Source organism: Pseudomonas sp. R9.37 (genome assembly GCF_963878885.1).
Classification (GTDB): domain Bacteria; phylum Pseudomonadota; class Gammaproteobacteria; order Pseudomonadales; family Pseudomonadaceae; genus Aquipseudomonas.
This window is the reverse complement of the sequence record NZ_CAWNZA010000049.1, coordinates 61502-80140: the sequence shown is the minus strand read 5'-3', so window position 1 is coordinate 80140 and position 18639 is coordinate 61502. Positions and strand designations below refer to the sequence as shown.

The window sequence follows — 18639 nt, the reverse complement described above, 5'->3', positions numbered from 1 at the left end:
CTGCCTGGAAGAGTGATTATGGGGCTGCTTCGCAGCCCTACGCGGGGCAAGCCCGCTCGCTACGAAGGCGTGCTCGCCAGGCGTCAGTGCACCCAAACCTCCACTCGCCGATTTTTGATCCGCCCCTCATCCGCCGTGTTCGCCGCCACCGGCATCTGCGCGCCGAACCCGAGAATATCGCGCAGCACCACGCCGTTCCTCACCAGTTCGCGGCGCACCGCCATTGCCCGCAATTTCGACAGTAGCGCGGCGCGTTGTGGGTCATTCTTGGCGTCGCCAAATCCTACGAGCGTCACCTGCTTGTCGAGCTTGTCGTGGCTTTTCAGGTACGCCACCACCCGCTGCAGATCCTGGCGTGCCTTGTTGTCGAGGCTGGCGCTGCCCTCTTCGAAGCGAAAATTCACGCTCAATCGCTGGGCCTCACGCGCGATGGCTTGATAGTCCGCAGGCATCGACGGGCGCGGCTCCACGCTGATCGCCTGCACCTGCTGCGCGATAAAACCGTTGGCTGCAACAATCGTCTGGCCTTTGCTGCTCTGGGTGAAGTCCACGAGCGCCTTGGCCCACGCGTTGTGGCTCGATGGCGGCAGGTAAAAGAACAGTCGGCGTGACAGCGGGTAGTCCTCGGTGGCAATCAGACTGTTCAACGGCAACATCGGTTGTGAGTCGCCATCGACGATTGCCACAGCCTTGGCCTGGCGCACATACGGCAGGCCGATGAAGCCGATGCCCTGAGCGTCCTGGCTTACGGCATCGGACAGTTGCTCACTGGACTCAAAACGCTTGGCAGGCGCCAGGGGTTTACCACGCAGGCGTAGCACCAGTTCCTTAAAGGTGTCGTAGGTGCCGGACTGATCATCCCGGGCATACAAATGAATCGGCCCGCCGATGCCACCCAGTGCCTCCCACGTGTCGACTTCGCCATTGAAAATTTGCGCCAGTTGCTCGGTGTTCAGGGTATTCAACGGGTTTTTCGGGTTAAGGATAATCGCCAGGCCATCAATGGCGATCACTTGCTCAGCCTCGGGGCTTTTCAGGTCGCCCAATGGTTCAAGGTCCACCAGTTCGCTGTCCTTGATCGGGCGCGACGACGCGGCGAGGTCGGCGCTGAGGTTTTTCAGCGCGGCGAACCCGGTACTGGAGCCGTGGGCCGCCACCTCGATGGTGACCGTCCTGCCTTGGCGGGTCTTGCCGATCACGCGCTGTTCATTGGCGCCGTCGCCCGGTTCACTGTGCACCGCCTGCACGCCCTGGTGTTGCATCATGCCCATGACCAGCGCGGGCCCGAGCGCGGCGCCAATAGTGTTGGAACCCTGGATGCGCAACGCGGGGCCTTGGTCGGGAACGGGCAGGGGAGCGGCAACTGCGTAGAGGGGCAGGATCAACAGAAGCAGAACGCGCAGCATCATGCCGGCACCTTCTTAAGCCAAGGGGAGTGCCGGGAGATTAAGTCAGTAAGGTTTCAACGGTGTGACTGGCACACAACCAACCCAAAGGTGGGGGCTGGCTTGCCTGCGATAGCATCAACCCGGTTTAGCTGGAAGGCCTGGGTGCCTGCATCGCCGGCAAGCCAGCTCCCACACGAGTTAGCTCCCACTTTGAGTCGCGTCAGCTCAGTTCCAGCCAGATCGGCGCGTGGTCGGACGGTTTTTCCAGCGCCCGAAGCTCGTAGTCCACGCCGGCATCCTTGACCCGCGGCACCAGGCCGTTGGACGCCATGATCACGTCAATGCGCAGGCCACGCTTGGGCTCATCTTCGAACCCACGGCTGCGGTAATCAAACCAACTGAAGCGGTCGGCCACGTCAGGGTTGAGGTGGCGGAAGCTGTCCACCAGGCCCCAGTTTTTCAGGCGGGCCATCCACTCGCGTTCTTCCGGCAAGAAGCTGCATTTGCCGGTTTTCAGCCAGCGTTTGGCGTTGTCGGCGCCGATACCGATGTCGCAGTCTTGCGGGGAGATGTTGATGTCGCCCATCACCACCAATGCCTGGTCATTGCTGAACTGGCTTTCCAGCAGGTGCTGCAAATCTTCGTAGAAGCGTTTTTTGGCCGGAAACTTGGTCGGGTGGTCGCGGCTTTCGCCCTGGGGGAAGTAGCCGTTCATGATGGTCACGGGGTTGCCGTTCTCATCGGCGAAGGTGCCCCAGATGAAGCGGCGCTGGGCGTCTTCTTCATCGCTGGCAAAACCTTTGTGCACGCTCAGCGCTTCTTTGCGCGAGAGCAGGGCCACGCCGTAGTGGCCTTTTTGGCCGTGGTAATAAACGTGGTAGCCCAACGCCTGCACTTCGGCCAACGGGAACTGGTCATCATGAACCTTGGTTTCCTGCAGGCCGATCACGTCCGGTTGATGCTTTTCAATCAGCGCCGCCAGCTGATGAGGGCGGGCGCGCAGCCCGTTGATATTGAAGGAGACGATTTTCATGGTCGGCAGTCCAGTCTGGCAAAAGGGCGATGCTAGCCGACAAGTCCGACGGGGGCCAGCGTGGCGGTCGAGCAGATGCACTGCTAATGTCTGGGAACGACTGGTGCTGCGTAGGTTCGTACCCATAAGAACGCCATCTTCTGAATGGCGCCCAGGGAGATTGACTGTATGCCTGACACTTCGACGGCCCTTGCCGAGATCCGCCTGCTCAACAGCGGCTATTCGCGCGAAGCGCGCTCCATGCTCTACCAGGCTTATCGGCATGAGCCGACGTTCGCCTACATCTTCGAAGCTGAACGCCCAGGCTATGAACAGCGGGTACGCGCCACGGTGCGTGAGCTGGTCAAGCAGCATTTCTTTCAGAAACTGCCCGCCATCGGCCTGTTCGTCAACGACCGGCTGATCGGCATCGCCCTGATTGCGCCACCCCAACGGCGCCTAGGCATTACCGAAAGCTGGGCGTGGCAATTGCGCATGTGGTTGAGCACCGGTGTACGCGGCACTCGCCGTTACCTGGAATACCATCATGCGGTGCTGGCGTGCCTGCCGACCGAGTCGGTGCACGTACTGCCGTTGTTGGGCATCCACCCGCAATTTCAGGGCAAGCACTATGGAGAGCAGCTGCTTGAGGCCGTGCACAACTGGTGCGCCGACGACCCGCACTCCTCAGGCGTAGTGCTCGATACCGGCAACTCACGCTACCTGGATTTTTATAAGCGTCAGGGCTATGAGGAAATCGGCGAAGTGGCGATAGGGCCTATCTTGGAACACGTGTTTTTTCACCCCAATCCGCAGTCGTTACATGCTGCAACGGCTTAATGCAGAATTATTCAGACTATTCCGGGTTCAAAGTCTCTCCCCAGCTCGTGTAGCATCCGCGCCTATGAAGCTTCCAGGAAGATTTACCAGCGGCTTGATTCTGCTGTTCACAAGCTGCGGCGCCTTGGCGCAAAGCGAATTGGACGTGCGGATCAAGCCTACAAACGACGCGTTGAAAGCCAACATCGAAGGCTATATCGGCGGGGTAGGCGATCGTGATGAAGAAGCCCTGTTGCGGTTCAGCCGCGGCGCCGAAGAGCAGGCCCGCAAGGCTGCCCAGGCGCTGGGCTACTATCAGCCACAAATCGTCAGTGATGTAAAAGGCGGCAAGAATCCACGCCTGATCCTCACCATCGACCCCGGCGAGCCGGTGCATTTGCGCAACGTGACCCTTCGGGTTGACGGCCAGGCCGCGAGCCTCAAGGCTTTTCGCGTGCCCGACAGCAGCGACCTCAAATCCGGCGCCGTGCTCAACCACGGCCACTACGAAGACGCCAAGCGTCTGATCCAGAACCAGGCCTCGCGCTACGGCTTTTTCAGCGGGCGCTTTACCAGCCAGAAACTCTCGGTTGACCCCAAAGCCGGCGTCGCCGATATCGAACTCATCTACGACAGCGGCCCACGCTACAGCATGGGCAAGGTCAGCTTTGCCGGCGACACGCCGTTTGATGAAGACCTGCTGCAACGCATGGTGCCGTTCAAAAGCGGCGACCCTTACGACTCCGAGCTGATCGCCGAACTCAACCAGAACCTGCAGGCGAGTGGCTTTTTCGAAGCTGTGCGCGTAGACGCAAGCCCCGCCGCCTCGGCCAACGATGTGATCCCGGTGGCGGTGCAACTGGACACCCGCAAGCCGCGCACCATGGGCCTGGGCCTGGGTTACTCGACTGACGTCGGCCCGCGCGGCAAAGCCAACTGGACGCGTCACTGGGTCAACCCACAAGGTCACAGTTATGGCTGGGAAGCCGAGCTGTCGGCGCCGCGTCAGAACGTCGGCCTGTGGTACGACATCCCGCTGGACCCGCCGCTTACCGACAAGCTGCGGTTTGCCGGCGGCTACCAGAATGAAGAAATCGCCAATACCGACACCCTGAGTAAATTGCTCACCCTCGGCCCTGAATGGCACAGCAAATTGCCCAGCGGCTGGACGCGAGTCATCTCGCTCAAATATCAGCGCGAAGAATACCGCCTGGGCAATGACTCGGGCCTGAGTAACCTGGTGATGCCGGGGATCAATTATTCCTACCTGCGCAGCGACAACCGCATCGACCCGCACAATGGCTATCGCCTGATGTTCGACGCCAAGGTCGCCAAGGAAGGCCTGGGTTCCGACACCAACCTGCTTTACGGCACTGCCACCATCAAGGGCTTGACCACCTTGTGGGACAACCACCGCTTTCTCGGCCGCGCGCAGTTCGGCGGCAGTGCCACCAATGGCTATAAATCGGTGCCGCCGTCGCTGCGCTTTTTTGCCGGTGGTGACCAGAGCGTGCGTGGCTACGAGTACCAGACGTTGTCACCCGAAAACGATCGCGGTGACCGCATCGGCGGCCGCTACATGGTGGCGTTGAGTGCCGAATATCAATATTCCATCGCCGAAAAATGGCGGATTGCGACCTTTGTCGACCAAGGCAACTCCTTCAACAGCCTGGACATGCCGAGCCTGAAAACCGGTGTGGGGGTGGGCGTGCGCTGGGTGTCGCCGGTCGGCCCGATTCGCCTCGACCTGGCCCATGCCCTGGAAGATCCGGGCGGCATTCGTTTGCACTTTTCCATGGGGCCTGAGCTGTGATGCGTGGTTTGAAAATAGCGGGGCTGGCCATCGTGGCAGTCTTCGCCGTGGTGTTACTGGCACTGTGGGCGGTACTCGGCAGCCAAGCGGGCAGCCGCTGGGCCTTGAGCCAGGTGCCGGGATTGACGGTGGAGAATTTCCAGGGGCATTTGGGTGGCCAATGGCGTGTCGACCACCTGTTGTGGCAGCAAGACACCAGCCGGGTCGAGCTGAATGCGGCGAAGTTCGACTGGTCGCCAGCATGCCTGCTGCGCATGACCCTGTGCATCAACCAGTTGGACGTGGAACAGGTCAGCCTGCAATTTCCACCCAGTACCGATGACAGCAGCAGCGGGCCGATCCAGCTGCCGGAGTTGAAACTGCCGGTGGCGATCCAGTTGGGCGACGTTCGCGTCGGTAGCCTGCTGTTCAATGGCAGCGAAGAGCTCAAGGGCTTGCAGCTCGCGGCGCACTGGACCGCCGCGGGCCTGCAGATCGACTCGGTGCACCTGCAACGCGATGATCTGGTGCTGGACCTGGCGGGTCTGCTGCAACCGACCGGCAACTGGCCGCTGAGCGCCACGGGCAACCTGAGCCTGCCGTACGCGCCCGGCGGCGCGCCGTGGAAGGTTGCGCTCAAGGTCGACGGAGACTTACTCAAGACCCTCAAGCTCGACGCCGACAGCAGTGGCTACCTGCCCGCCAAACTCAGCGGTGAGCTGCAACCTTTGGTGGAGAACCTGCCCGCGCAATTGCACATCAGCGCCGACGGCTTCAAACCCAGCGCCGACTTGCCCGACACCCTGCAACTCAATCAACTGGACCTCACCGCCAAGGGCGACCTGAGCAGCGGTTATCAACTGTTGGGCAAGGCTGTGCTGCCAGCGGAAAAAGGCCCGGTGGACCTGCTGCTGCAGGGCAAGGTTGACGCCAAGGGCGCGCAGATCGCCGGCCTGGATTTGAATGCCGGCGACCAGCAAAGCCTCAAGCTCAGCGCCAATCTGGACTGGCAACAGGGCTTCAGCGCCGACGCCAGGATCGATTGGCTGGATTTTCCCTGGCACCGCCTCTACCCATTGATTGATGAGCCGCAGTTCGCGCTGCATACGCTCAACGGCGAGATTTCCTACAAAGACGGCAATTACCTCGGCAACCTCAAGGCCGACCTCGACGGCCCGGCGGGCAAATTCAATGTGGTCACGCCGTTCAGTGGCGACCTCAAGCAGCTCTTCCTGCCCGAACTGAAATTGACAGCCGGCCAAGGCAAGGCTGAAGGCCACCTGAGCCTGCAGTTTGCCGACGGCATTGCCTGGGACACCGCGCTGGACCTGTCGGCGCTGAACCCGGCGTACTGGGTCGCGGAGTTGCCGGGCACGTTGGCCGGGCCGCTGCGCAGCAAGGGCGAGTTCAAACATCAACAACTCAAGCTCAACGCCGACCTCGACCTCAAGGGCCGTCTGCGCGGACAAACTGCCGTGCTGGCCGCCAAGGCGCAAGGCGCAGGCGAGCAATGGACCCTGGCCAACCTTGACATTCGCCTGGGTGATAACCGCATCAACGGTAGCGGCAGCCTGCAGCAACGTGTGGCCGGGCAGATCGATATCAAGCTGACGCGCCTGGCCCAGCTGTGGCCGCAACTGCGCGGGCAGATTAACGGGCGTGTCGATGTGGCCGGTACGTTGCAGGCGCCGCAAGGCAAACTCGACCTTAAAGGCCAGCAACTGGCGTTTGCCGACAATCAACTGCAAAACCTCACCCTCGACGCCACGCTCGACAACGCCCAGCGCGCGAAGATCGACCTCAAGGGCAGTGGCATCCAGGCCGGCGACACCCAGGTCGGCACCCTGACCGCCAGCGCTCAAGGTGATATCAAGCGCCAGAAAGTCCAGCTGGACCTGGCCGGGCCGCTGGTCAAGCTGGGCCTGGCGCTCGATGGCGACCTCGACAAAGGTAACTGGCGCGGGCGCCTGGCCAGCGGTGACGTTCAAGCCGGTGGCCAGGACTGGAAGCTGCAAGCCCCGGCCAGGATCGAACGTCTGGCGGACGGCAAGCTGACCTTTGCGGCGCATTGCTGGGTGTCCGGCCCTGCCAGCCTGTGCGGTGAAGATCAGCGCCTGATGCCTGAGCCGAAGTTGCGTTACCACCTCAAGCAATTCCCCATCGACAGTCTGGCTGCCTTCCTGCCCAAGGATTTCGCCTGGCAAGGCAAGCTCAACGCCGACGTGCAGCTCGACCTGCCCGCCAGCGGCCCTAAAGGCGTGATCGCGGTGGATGCCAGCGGTGGCACGCTGCGCGTCAAGGACAAGGCCCAGTGGGTGGATTTCCCCTACGACACCCTGAAGCTGGAAACCACCCTTAACCCTAAACGCATCGACACTCAGCTGACCTTCCGCGGCGGCAAGCTCGGTGAGTTGCTGGTGCAGGCGCAGATCAACCCGCTGCCCAACAACAAGCCGATCACCGGTAATTTCAGCCTCAACGGCCTGGACCTCGCCGTGGCCCGACCGTTTGTGCCGATGGTGGACAAACTCACCGGCAAGCTCAACGGCAACGGGCGTATCTCCGGTGGTTTGCTGGCACCGCAGGTCAACGGCAACGTGAATCTGGTGGGCGGTGAAGTCTCCGGGCCCGAGTTGCCGATCAGCCTCGAAGGCTTGAACGTGCAAGCACTGATTGCCGGCGAAAGCGTGCAGTTAAATGGCGCGTGGCGCAGCGGCAAGGCCGGGCAGGGCAGCCTCAAGGGGCAGATCGACTGGGGCCAGGCGCTGGTGGTGGACCTCAGCCTGCAAGGCGCGCAATTGCCGGTCACGGTTGAGCCTTACGCCAAGCTGGAAGTGGCGCCGGACCTGAAAATCAGCCTGAAAAACGACAAGCTGGCAATTGCCGGCAAGGTGCACATCCCGCGTGGCGACATCACCGTGCGTGAATTGCCGCCGTCCACCGTCAAGGTCTCCGATGACACGGTGATCGTCGGCAGCCAGACCGCGCAGGGCAAGCCGCCGATGGCGATGGCCATGGACATCGACGTGGTGGTGGGCGAAGACCAGCTCAACTTTGCGGGCTTCGGGCTCACCGCCAAAGTGCAGGGCCATGTGCACATCGGCGACAACATGGACACCCGTGGCGAGCTGTGGCTCAACGACGGCCGCTACCGTGCCTACGGGCAGCGGCTTGACGTGCGCCGCGCGCGGCTGTTGTTTGCAGGGCCACTGGACCAACCGTTCCTGGATGTCGAGGCCGTGCGCGTCGTTACCGAACCGTCCAGAACGGTGACGGCCGGTATTCGCTTGAGCGGCAGCGCCGAGCAGCCGACCACGCAGATCTTCTCCGAGCCGACCATGCCTCAGGAGGATGCGCTCTCGTACCTGGTGCTGGGGCGTTCGCGCAACAACACCGGCGAAGACAACAACATGCTGGCCGAGGCCGCCCTGGGGTTGGGGTTGATGGGCAGCGCCGGGGTCACCTCGGATATCGCCAACAAGCTGGGCATTCAGGACTTCGACCTCGACACCCAGGGCACCGGCAATAACACCGCCGTGGTGGCCAGCGGCAAGATCACCGAAAAACTCAGCCTGCGGTATGGGGTCGGGGTGTTCGAACCGGCCAGTACGATTGCCTTGCGCTACCTGCTGAGCAAGAAGGTGTACCTGGAAGTGGCCAGTGGCGTGGCCAGTTCACTGGATATCTTCTACAAGCGCGATTTCTAAACCTTCACGCACAAACAGTGTGGGAGCTGGCTTGCCGGCGATGGCGGTCCATCAGTCGATGATTTATTGACTGACAGACCGGCATCGCAGGTAAGCCCGCTCCCACATTTGTTTGCGGTGCAGCCCACCTGTCGGTCAATTAGCAAGCAAGCTAATAATTCCATTTGACATTCGCTGCCTAAGCAGTAACATCTTGTCATACATTCACTGCCTAGGCAGTAATAAGGTGACTTTCGATGACCCACTTCACCCCTGACAGCTTTCGCAACTGCCACCTCGGCCTGTTGCTGGGCCGCGCCGCGCTGCTCAAGGACCGCATTATCGACACGCATATGGAACCGCATGGCGTCACCGCCGCGCAGTTCAAGGTGTTGATCATCATTGCCCAGTATGAGGTCGACACGCCCGCCGAGCTGTGTCGCAACCTGTCGCTGGACAGCGGTTCCATGACCCGCATGCTCGACCGCCTGGAGCAAAAGGGCCTGCTGGCGCGCAAGCGTTCCGAGCAGGACCGGCGCCAGGTGCAGCTGGTACTGACCGAAGACGGCCAGCGCCTGGCAGACATGCTGCCGCACATCGGCGCGCAGTCGATGAATGAGCTGGCCGGCGCCCTGCAGCCCGGCGAGTTGCAAACCCTGGAAAAAATCCTCACGAAAATTCTGGTAGCTGCCGGTGACGCCATCGTCATCCAGCGGGTAGGTAATCAATGAACACACGCGCACTTAGCCTGGTGCTGGTGGCGATGAGCATGGCCGGTTGTGCCAACTTCAGCGGCCTCGACACCCAGGGCCAACGCCTCGACGCCAACACGTTGCAAACCGGCAAGTCCCTCAGTGGCGTGACCTTGTCCAGCGCCGCATGGCCGACGGCCGATTGGTGGAAGAGCCTCGGCGACCCGCAGCTGGACGGCTTGATCCATGAAGCCCTGCAAAACAGTCCTGACATGCAAGTCGCCAGCGCCCGTGCCCACCAGGCTCAGGCCGCTGCCTACGCCGCCGATGCCGCCCGCATGCCGACCCTGGATGCCAGCGCCGGTGTGAGCCGTTCGCGCCTGGCCAAGGATCAGGACCCGCTGGGGCAGGGTGATGCCTACGCCACAGTGCGTAACATCGGCGCCAGCTTCAACTACAACTTTGACCTGTGGGGTGGCCAGCGCGCCGCCTGGGAAGCTGCGTTGGGCCAGGCGCGTGCCGCCGAAGTCGATCAGCAAGCCGCGCGCCTGACCCTGGCCGCCAACGTGGCCAAGGCCTACAGCGACCTGGGCCAGGCGCACATCGTGCGAGACCTGGCCGCCGACGACCTCAAGCGCACCCGTCAGATGCTCGACCTGAGCAAGCGCCGCCTGAGTTCCGGCATCGACAGCCAGTACCAGTACCAGCAGACCGAAAGCCTGGAAGCCAGCTCTGAGTCGCAACTGATCGATGCAGAAAAACAGCTGCAAAGCGCCAAGATTGCCCTGGCCGTATTGCTTGGCAAAGGCCCCGACCGTGGCAGCGAGCTGACCCGCCCGAACGTGCTCAAACCCAGCGCCGTTGCCGTGCCTTCTGTGCTGCCGGCCGAGTTGCTGGGCCGTCGCCCGGACTTGATCGCCGCACGCTGGCGCGTCGAGGCGGCGAGCAAGAACGTCGCCGCGAGCAAGACCCGCTTCTACCCCAACCTCAACCTGAGCGCGAGCGCCGGGGCCGAGTCGTTGTTGGGCGACGCGATGTTTGGCTCGGCCAGCCGTTTCTTCAGCATTGCGCCGACCATCTCGTTGCCGATCTTCGACGGTGGCCGCCTGCGCGCCGACCTTGATGCCCGCGACGCCGATTACGACCTGGCGGTGGCCCAGTACAACAAAACCCTGGTGCAAGCCCTGGGCGATATTGGCAACACCCTTTCGCAATTGCGCGATACCGGTCGGCAGATCCAGGCCCAGCAACACGCCGCGGACATTGCGCAGCAGTCCTACGACACCGGGGTTCAGCGCTACAGCTCGGGGATCGGGAATTACCTGGATGTACTCAGCATCGAGCAGCAATTGCTGCAGGCCCAGCGTCAGTTGGCGGCCTTGAATGCTGCGCAGATCGATCTGTCGATTCAATTGATGCAAGCCCTGGGTGGCGGGTACAACGCCGATAACGTGGCCGCAACCACCCCAGCTACACGCACGGAATAATTTGAGGTATTTGTCATGGCCACTGCCGAAAGCAACAACGCAACAGAGCAACCCAAAGAGCAGCCTAAAGAGCAGCAGAAAGACAGCAACCCACGCAAACGCAAAATCATGCTGATCGGCCTGGCGCTGATCGTGATTCTCGGCGTGATCGGCGTGTGGGCCTGGTATGAGCTTTACGGGCGCTTCAACGAGAGCACCGACGATGCCTATGTGAACGGCAACGTGGTGGAAATCACCCCGCTGGTCACCGGCACCGTGGTCAGCATCGGCGCCGACGACGGCGACCTGGTCCACGAAGGCCAGGTGCTGATCAACTTCGACCCCAATGACGCCGCTGTCGGCCTGCAAAGTGCCCAGGCCAACCTCGCGCGCACCGTGCGCCAGGTACGGGGCTTGTACAGCAACGTTGATGGCATGAAAGCCCAGGTGCTGGCGCAGCAAGCCAACGTGCAAAAGGCCCAGGACAATTACAACCGTCGTAAGAATCTAGCCGCCGGCGGCGCGATCTCTCAGGAAGAACTGTCCCACGCCCGTGACGACCTGACCTCGGCGCAAAGCGCCCTGGCCAACGTGCAGCAACAGTTCAAGACCTCCAGCGCGCTGGTGGACGACACGGTGATTTCGTCCCACCCGGACGTGCAGGCCGCCGCCGCGCAACTGCGCCAGGCGTACTTGACCAACGCCCGCAGCACCTTGATTGCACCGGTAACCGGCTATGTGGCCAAGCGCACGGTGCAATTGGGTCAGCGCGTGCAGCCGGGTACCGCGTTGATGGCGGTGATCCCGCTGAACCAGTTGTGGATCGACGCCAACTTCAAGGAAACCCAGCTGCGCGATATGCGTATCGGCCAGCCGGTGGACATCGAGTCGGATATCTACGGCAGTGACGTGAAGTACAGCGGCACCGTGGACAGCCTGGGCGCCGGTACCGGCAGCGCGTTTGCCTTGCTGCCGGCGCAGAACGCCACCGGTAACTGGATCAAGATCGTGCAACGGGTGCCCGTGCGTATTCACATCAACGCCGACGAGCTGGCCAAGCACCCGCTGCGTGTGGGCTTGAGCACCGTGGTCAACGTGGACCTGCACGACAAGAGCGGCCCGGTACTGGCGCAACAGGCGCCCCAAAAGGCCTCGTTCACCACCAACGTGTATGACCGCCAATTGGCCGAAGCCGATGCCATGATCACTCAGCTGATCCATGACAACAGCCTCGCCGCGCCCAAGGCTGTGCAACGCTGATGAGCAATAACGCCTCGTTCACGCCACCCAGCCTGTTGATGGCCACTATTGGCCTGTCGCTGGCGACCTTTATGCAGGTGCTCGACACCACGATCGCCAACGTGGCCTTGCCGACCATTTCCGGCAACCTCGGCGTGAGTTCGGAGCAGGGCACCTGGGTGATCACCTCGTTTGCGGTGAGCAACGCGATTGCCTTGCCGCTGACCGGCTGGTTGAGCCGGCGCTTTGGCGAGGTGAAGCTGTTTTTGTGGGCGACCATCCTGTTTGTGCTGGCCTCGTTCCTCTGCGGTATTTCCACCTCGATGCCTGAGCTGATCGGCTTTCGGGTGCTGCAGGGCCTGGTGGCCGGGCCGCTGTACCCGATGACTCAAACGTTGCTGATCGCGGTCTACCCGCCGGCGAGGCGCGGCATGGCCCTGGCGCTGCTGGCGATGGTCACGGTGGTGGCGCCGATTGCCGGCCCGATCCTTGGCGGCTGGATTACCGACAGCTACAGCTGGCCGTGGATCTTCTTCATCAACGTACCCATCGGCATCTTTGCGGTGCTGGTGGTGCGTTCGCAGTTGAAGAAACGTCCGGTGGTCACCAGTTACCAGCCGATGGATTACGTCGGGCTGCTGAGCCTGATCGTCGGTGTCGGCGCGTTGCAGATCATCCTCGACAAGGGCAATGACCTGGACTGGTTCGAATCCAACTTCATCATCATTGGTGCCGTGATTTCGGCGATAGCCCTGGCGGTGTTCGTCATCTGGGAAATGACCGACAAGCACCCGGTGGTCAACCTGCGGTTGTTTGCCTACCGCAACTTCCGCATCGGCACCATTGTGCTGGTGCTGGGTTATGCAGGGTTCTTCGGCATCAACCTGATCCTGCCGCAATGGCTGCAAACCCAGATGGGCTACACCGCCACCTGGGCGGGCCTGGCGGTGGCGCCGATCGGGATTCTGCCGGTGTTGATGTCGCCGTTCGTGGGCAAGTATGCGCACAAGTTCGACCTGCGTTTGCTGGCCGGGCTGGCGTTCCTGGCGATTGGCCTGAGTTGCTTCATGCGTGCAGGCTTCACCAATGAAGTCGACTTCACGCACATCGCCCTGGTGCAGCTGTTCATGGGCATTGGCGTGGCGCTGTTCTTCATGCCGACCTTGAGCATCCTGATGTCCGACCTGCCGCCGGCGCAAATCGCCGACGGCGCGGGCCTGGCGACCTTCCTGCGGACCCTGGGCGGCAGTTTTGCGGCCTCGCTGACCACCTGGATCTGGATTCGCCGGGCGGACCAGCACCATGCCTACATGAGCGAGAACATGACCACCTACGACTCGGCCACCCGTGACGCCTTGCAGGCACTCGGCGGGGCAGGGCACAAGGCCTATGCGCAGCTGGACCAGATTCTCACCAGCCAGGCGTACATGATGTCCACCGTGGATTACTTCACGCTGCTGGGGTGGATGTTCATGGGCTTGATCGTGATTGTGTGGCTGGCGAAACCACCTTTTGCGGCGAAGGCCGGGCCGGAGGCTTCGGGGCACTGATTCGAGGTTGTACGCGGTCAAAAAGGTGGGAGCGGGCTTGCTCGCGAAGGCGGTGGTTCAGTCGATACTTGCGTTGACTGACACGCCGCCTTCGCGAGCAAGCCCGCTCCCACATTTGGATCTCTGTTCACATTGGGTCGGTGGCGTTTGAGAATCAGGCGCCAGGCAGCGCCAGCTGCGGATTAACGAAGTCAAATACCGCCAGCGCAAACCCTTGCTCGTCCACCTGCAACGCCCAGCCCTGCTTGTCCCAATCCCCCAGCACAATGCGCTTGGCCGCCTGATCACCAATCTGCAACTTGTGAATGGCGGGGCGGTGCGTATGGCCGTGGACCAGGGTGCGCACGCCAAACTGCTGCATCACCCGCGGCACTTCCTCGGGCGTCACATCGACAATGTCGTTGGCTTTCATGCGTGTCTGCGCGCGGCTTTCACTGCGCAGCTTGCGCGCCAGCTTGTGGCGGGTGCGCAATGGCAGGTGCCGCAGGATAAACAGCACAATCGGGTTACGCAGGATGCGCCGCAGCTTCATGTAGCCAACGTCGCGGGTGCACAGGCTGTCGCCGTGCATCAACAGCACAGGCTCACCGTAGAGCTGCACGACACTCGGGTCCTTGAGCAAGGTGGCACCTGCGGCTTTGCAGAACGCCTTGCCGATCAGGAAATCGCGGTTGCCGTGCATGATGAAAATCGGGGTGCCGCTGTCGCTCAGCTCACGCAATGCTGCGCAAATCGAGTGCTGGAAAGGTGTCATCCCATCGTCGCCAATCCAGGCTTCAAAGAAGTCGCCCAGAATATACAACGCCTGGGCGCCACGGGCGCGGCCGTGGAGCAAAGCCAGAAACGCCCGGGTGATGTCCGGGCGCTCCTCTTCCAGATGCAAATCTGAAATCAGCAGTATCACCCAACGATCTCGGCTTTCTCGACGATAACGTCTTCTACCGGAACGTCCTGGTGACCGGCTTTACCGGTGGTCTGCACGGCTTTGATCTTGTCGACGACGTCCTGGCCTTCGGTCACTTTACCGAATACCGCGTAGCCCCAACCCTGCACGTTCTTGCCGCTGTGGTTCAGGAAGGCGTTGTCGGCGACGTTGATGAAGAACTGCGCGGAGGCCGAATGCGGCTCCATGGTACGGGCCATGGCGACGGTGTACTTGTCGTTGGAAAGGCCGTTGTCCGCTTCGTTCTGGATGCTTGGGCGCTTGTCTTTCTTTTCTTTCATGCCAGGCTCGAAACCGCCGCCCTGGACCATGAAGTTACCGATGACACGGTGGAAAACGGTGTTTTCGTAGTGGCCGGCTTTAACGTATTCGATGAAGTTGGCGACGGTGATCGGCGCTTTCTCGGCGTTCAGCTCGATGACGATGTCACCGTGGTTGGTGGTCAGTTTGACTTGAGTCATGTTCACTACTCTTTTCAGGGAATTCGTGGGTTTGGACGCCTGAGCGCCTCACCTAATTGGCTAAACAGAGGCCAAGGCGCGCAGTTTAGCGTGACCTGCAGGAATTTCGAGGTGGTTTTTTACCGCCGATGCATTAAATGCAGCAGTTTTCGACCACGCTCTGTCAGCGGCTTGACAGCTTCGGCTATCATAAGGCCTTTGTTTTATCGGCCCCACTTCTGGCCAAGCACTTCGTCTGTTCAAGGATCCTATGAGCAAGCCCACTGTCGACCCTACCTCGAATTCCAAGGCCGGACCTGCCGTCCCGGTCAATTTCCTGCGCCCGATCATCCAGGCGGACCTGGATTCGGGCAAGCACACGCAGATCGTCACCCGTTTCCCGCCTGAGCCCAACGGTTACCTGCACATCGGCCATGCCAAGTCGATCTGTGTGAACTTCGGCCTGGCCCAGGAGTTCGGTGGCGTCACGCACCTGCGTTTCGACGACACCAACCCGGCCAAGGAAGATCAGGAATACATCGACGCCATCGAAAGCGACATCAAGTGGCTGGGCTTCGAATGGTCCGGTGAAGTGCGCTATGCCTCCAAGTATTTCGACCAGTTGTTCGATTGGGCCGTCGAGCTGATCAAGGCCGGCAAGGCCTATGTCGACGACCTGACCCCGGAGCAAGCCAAGGAATACCGCGGCAGCCTGACCGAGCCGGGCAAGAACAGCCCGTTCCGCGACCGTTCGGTCGAAGAGAACCTGGACTGGTTCAACCGCATGCGCGCCGGTGAGTTCCCGGACGGCGCCCGCGTGCTGCGCGCCAAGATCGACATGGCCTCGCCGAACATGAACCTGCGCGACCCGATCATGTACCGCATCCGCCACGCCCATCACCATCAGACCGGTGACAAGTGGTGCATCTACCCGAACTACGACTTCACCCACGGTCAGTCGGACGCCATCGAAGGCATTACCCACTCGATCTGCACCCTGGAGTTCGAAAGCCACCGCCCGCTGTACGAGTGGTTCCTCGACAGCCTGCCGGTGCCAGCGCACCCGCGTCAGTACGAATTCAGCCGCCTTAACCTGAACTACACCATCACCAGCAAGCGCAAGCTCAAGCAGCTGGTCGATGAAAAGCATGTGCATGGCTGGGACGACCCGCGCATGTCGACGCTGTCGGGCTTTCGTCGTCGCGGTTATACCCCGGCGTCGATCCGTAATTTCTGCGAGATGGTTGGCACCAACCGCTCCGACGGCGTGGTCGACTACGGCATGCTCGAGTTCAGCATCCGTCAGGACCTCGACGCCAATGCACCGCGCGCCATGTGCGTACTGCGTCCGTTGAAAGTGGTGATTACCAACTACCCGGAAGACAAGGTCGACAACCTCGAACTGCCGCGTCATCCGCAAAAAGAAGAACTCGGCGTGCGCAAGCTGCCGTTCGCCCGCGAAATCTACATCGACCGTGATGACTTCATGGAAGAGCCGCCAAAAGGCTACAAGCGCCTGGAGCCGAATGGCGAAGTGCGTCTGCGCGGCAGCTACGTGATCCGCGCCGATGAAGCGATCAAGGACGCCGATGGCAACATCGTCGAACTGCGTTGCTCCTACGACCCCGAAACCCTGGGCAAGAACCCGGAAGGCCGTAAGGTCAAAGGCGTGGTCCACTGGGTGCCGGCGGCTGCCAGCATCGAATGCGAAGTGCGTTTGTACGATCGTCTGTTCCGTTCGCCGAACCCTGAAAAGGCTGAAGACAGCGCGAGCTTCCTGGACAACATCAACCCTGATTCCCTGCAAGTGCTCACCGGTTGTCGTGCCGAGCCATCGCTTGGCGACGCACAGCCGGAAGACCGTTTCCAGTTCGAGCGCGAAGGTTACTTCTGCGCAGATATCAAGGACTCGAAACCTGGTCAGCCGGTATTCAACCGTACCGTGACCCTGCGTGATTCGTGGGGCCAGTGATGCAGCCGTGAGCGGCTTTGCATACAGAGAAAAGGACGCATCGTGCTAACGATCTACAACACACTGAGCAAGACCAAAGACGTCTTCAAGCCGCTGGATGGCAACAAGGTGCGCATGTACGTGTGCGGCATGACCGTCTACGACTACTGCCACATCGGCCACGGCCGCAGCATGGTTGCCTTCGACCTGGTGACCCGCTGGTTGCGTTTCAGCGGCTATGACTTGACCTATGTGCGCAACATCACCGACATCGACGACAAGATCATCAACCGTGCCAACGAAAACGGCGAGTCGTTTGACGCGCTGACCGAACGCATGATTGCTGCCATGCATGAGGACGAGGCGCGCCTCAACATCCTCAAGCCGGACATGGAACCGCGCGCCACGGACCACATCCCGGGCATGCATGCGATGATCCAGACCCTGATCGACAAGGGTTATGCCTACGCTCCCGGCAATGGCGACGTGTACTACCGCGTGGCCAAGTTCATGGGCTACGGCAAGCTGTCGCGCAAGAAAATCGAAGACCTGCGCATCGGCGCACGCATCGAAGTCGACGAAGCCAAGCAAGACCCGCTCGACTTCGTGCTGTGGAAAGGCACCAAGCCCGGCGAGCCGAGCTGGGAGTCGCCATGGGGCGCCGGGCGTCCGGGCTGGCACATCGAGTGCTCGGTGATGTCCACCTGCTGCCTGGGCGAGACTTTCGACATTCATGGCGGCGGCAGCGACCTCGAGTTCCCGCACCACGAAAACGAAATCGCCCAAAGCGAAGCCGCCACCGGCAAGACGTACGCCAACGCCTGGATGCACTGCGGCATGATCCGCATCAATGGCGAGAAGATGTCCAAGTCCTTGAACAACTTCTTCACCATCCGCGACGTGCTGGAAAAGTACCACCCGGAAGTGGTGCGTTACCTGCTGGTGTCCAGCCACTACCGCAGCGCCATCAACTACTCGGAAGACAACCTCAAGGACGCCAAGGGCGCCCTGGAGCGTTTCTACCACGCGTTGAAAGGCCTGCCAGCCGTGGCGCCTGCCGGCGGTGAAGCGTTCGTGGCACGGTTTACCGAAGTGATGAACGACGACTTCGGCACGCCGGAAGCCTGCGCGGTGCTGTTCGAGATGGTGCGTGAGATCAACCGCTTGCGCGAGACCGATCTGCAAGCAGCGGCCGGGCTGGCTGCACGCTTGAAAGAGCTGGCCAGCGTGCTGGGTGTGCTGCAGATGGAAGCCGATGACTTCCTGCAAGCCGGCGCTGAAGGGCGTGTGGATGCGGCGCAAGTTGATGCGCTGATTCAGGCGCGTCTGGCTGCGCGGGCTAATAAAGACTGGGCGGAATCCGACCGTATCCGTGACCAACTGACCGCGATGGGTGTGGTGTTGGAAGACGGGAAGGGCGGGACGACGTGGCGGTTAACTGATCAGGCTTGATTGGTGATTGCTGACTGAAAAATGCCCCGACTGGTTCGGGGCGTTTTTTTGACATCATTTTAACGGCTCACTCGATCCAGTGTGGGAGCTGGCTTGCTCGCGAATGCGGTGCATCAGCCAATGAATCTGTTGACTGACCCACCGCCTTCGCGAGCAAGCCCGCTCCCACAATTCGACCGAGTTAAGTTTCCACAATTTGGTTGGCTGCA

General features: G+C 61.3%; 13 protein-coding genes. 9 read left to right on the top strand and 4 right to left on the bottom strand.

Going from position 1 to position 18639, the window contains the following annotated elements:
* Nucleotides 1-83 precede the first annotated feature (83 nt).
* Both AACU78_RS27805 and xthA read right to left on the bottom strand, forming a co-directional pair.
* Entirely contained in the window at nucleotides 84-1409 is a 1326-nt protein-coding gene (locus AACU78_RS27805; RefSeq protein WP_106578807.1) for a substrate-binding domain-containing protein, read from the bottom strand.
* A gap of 199 nt (nucleotides 1410-1608) precedes the next feature.
* Nucleotides 1609-2421: an exodeoxyribonuclease III gene (xthA, locus tag AACU78_RS27800; protein WP_106578806.1), complete on the bottom strand. Its 813-nt coding sequence runs from the start codon at nucleotides 2419-2421 to the stop codon at nucleotides 1609-1611.
* Between the two features lie 168 nt (nucleotides 2422-2589).
* On the opposite strand from xthA, the gene AACU78_RS27795 reads away from it, so the two are divergent.
* The 7 genes from AACU78_RS27795 (at nucleotide 2590) to AACU78_RS27765 (ending at nucleotide 13644) form a co-directional block, all read left to right on the top strand.
* The gene (locus AACU78_RS27795; protein WP_106578805.1) at nucleotides 2590-3240 is read left to right on the top strand and encodes a GNAT family N-acetyltransferase; all 651 of its coding nucleotides are present in this window, start codon (nucleotides 2590-2592) and stop codon (nucleotides 3238-3240) included.
* A 64-nt stretch (nucleotides 3241-3304) separates the two neighbouring features.
* Complete coding sequence (locus tag AACU78_RS27790; RefSeq protein ID WP_106578804.1) at nucleotides 3305-5032, top strand: autotransporter assembly complex protein TamA; 1728 nt, start codon at nucleotides 3305-3307, stop codon at nucleotides 5030-5032.
* Complete coding sequence (locus AACU78_RS27785; RefSeq protein WP_106578803.1) at nucleotides 5032-8718, top strand: translocation/assembly module TamB domain-containing protein; 3687 nt, start codon at nucleotides 5032-5034, stop codon at nucleotides 8716-8718. Before AACU78_RS27790 ends, AACU78_RS27785 begins: the two co-directional genes overlap by 1 nt.
* 236 nt (nucleotides 8719-8954) lie before the next feature.
* Nucleotides 8955-9428 (top strand): MarR family winged helix-turn-helix transcriptional regulator, encoded by a 474-nt coding sequence (locus AACU78_RS27780; protein ID WP_106578802.1) that lies wholly within the window; start codon nucleotides 8955-8957, stop codon nucleotides 9426-9428.
* The gene (locus tag AACU78_RS27775; protein WP_106578801.1) at nucleotides 9425-10876 is read left to right on the top strand and encodes an efflux transporter outer membrane subunit; all 1452 of its coding nucleotides are present in this window, start codon (nucleotides 9425-9427) and stop codon (nucleotides 10874-10876) included. The genes AACU78_RS27780 and AACU78_RS27775 overlap by 4 nt, the downstream gene beginning before the upstream one ends.
* Before the next feature lie 15 nt (nucleotides 10877-10891).
* Nucleotides 10892-12115 carry an efflux RND transporter periplasmic adaptor subunit gene (locus AACU78_RS27770; protein ID WP_106578800.1) on the top strand — a complete coding sequence of 408 codons (1224 nt, stop codon included), beginning with the start codon at nucleotides 10892-10894 and terminating at the stop codon, nucleotides 12113-12115.
* On the top strand, nucleotides 12115-13644 hold the full coding sequence (locus tag AACU78_RS27765) for a DHA2 family efflux MFS transporter permease subunit (protein WP_106578799.1): 1530 nt from the start codon (nucleotides 12115-12117) through the stop codon (nucleotides 13642-13644). The genes AACU78_RS27770 and AACU78_RS27765 overlap by 1 nt, the downstream gene beginning before the upstream one ends.
* 154 nt (nucleotides 13645-13798) lie before the next feature.
* Here AACU78_RS27765 and lpxH read toward each other — a convergent pair whose 3' ends face one another.
* A complete protein-coding gene (gene lpxH, locus AACU78_RS27760) occupies nucleotides 13799-14548 on the bottom strand; it encodes a UDP-2,3-diacylglucosamine diphosphatase (protein WP_106578798.1) in 750 nt (249 codons plus the stop codon).
* Complete coding sequence (locus AACU78_RS27755; protein WP_106578797.1) at nucleotides 14545-15048, bottom strand: peptidylprolyl isomerase; 504 nt, start codon at nucleotides 15046-15048, stop codon at nucleotides 14545-14547. The genes lpxH and AACU78_RS27755 overlap by 4 nt, the downstream gene beginning before the upstream one ends.
* A 250-nt stretch (nucleotides 15049-15298) precedes the next feature.
* Here AACU78_RS27755 and AACU78_RS27750 point away from each other — a divergent pair, with 250 nt between their 5' ends.
* Complete coding sequence (locus AACU78_RS27750; protein ID WP_106578796.1) at nucleotides 15299-16999, top strand: glutamine--tRNA ligase/YqeY domain fusion protein; 1701 nt, start codon at nucleotides 15299-15301, stop codon at nucleotides 16997-16999.
* 42 nt (nucleotides 17000-17041) lie between these two features.
* Nucleotides 17042-18430, top strand: coding sequence for a cysteine--tRNA ligase (cysS, locus tag AACU78_RS27745; RefSeq protein WP_106578795.1), 1389 nt, complete (start codon nucleotides 17042-17044; stop codon nucleotides 18428-18430).
* Nucleotides 18431-18639 lie beyond the last annotated feature (209 nt).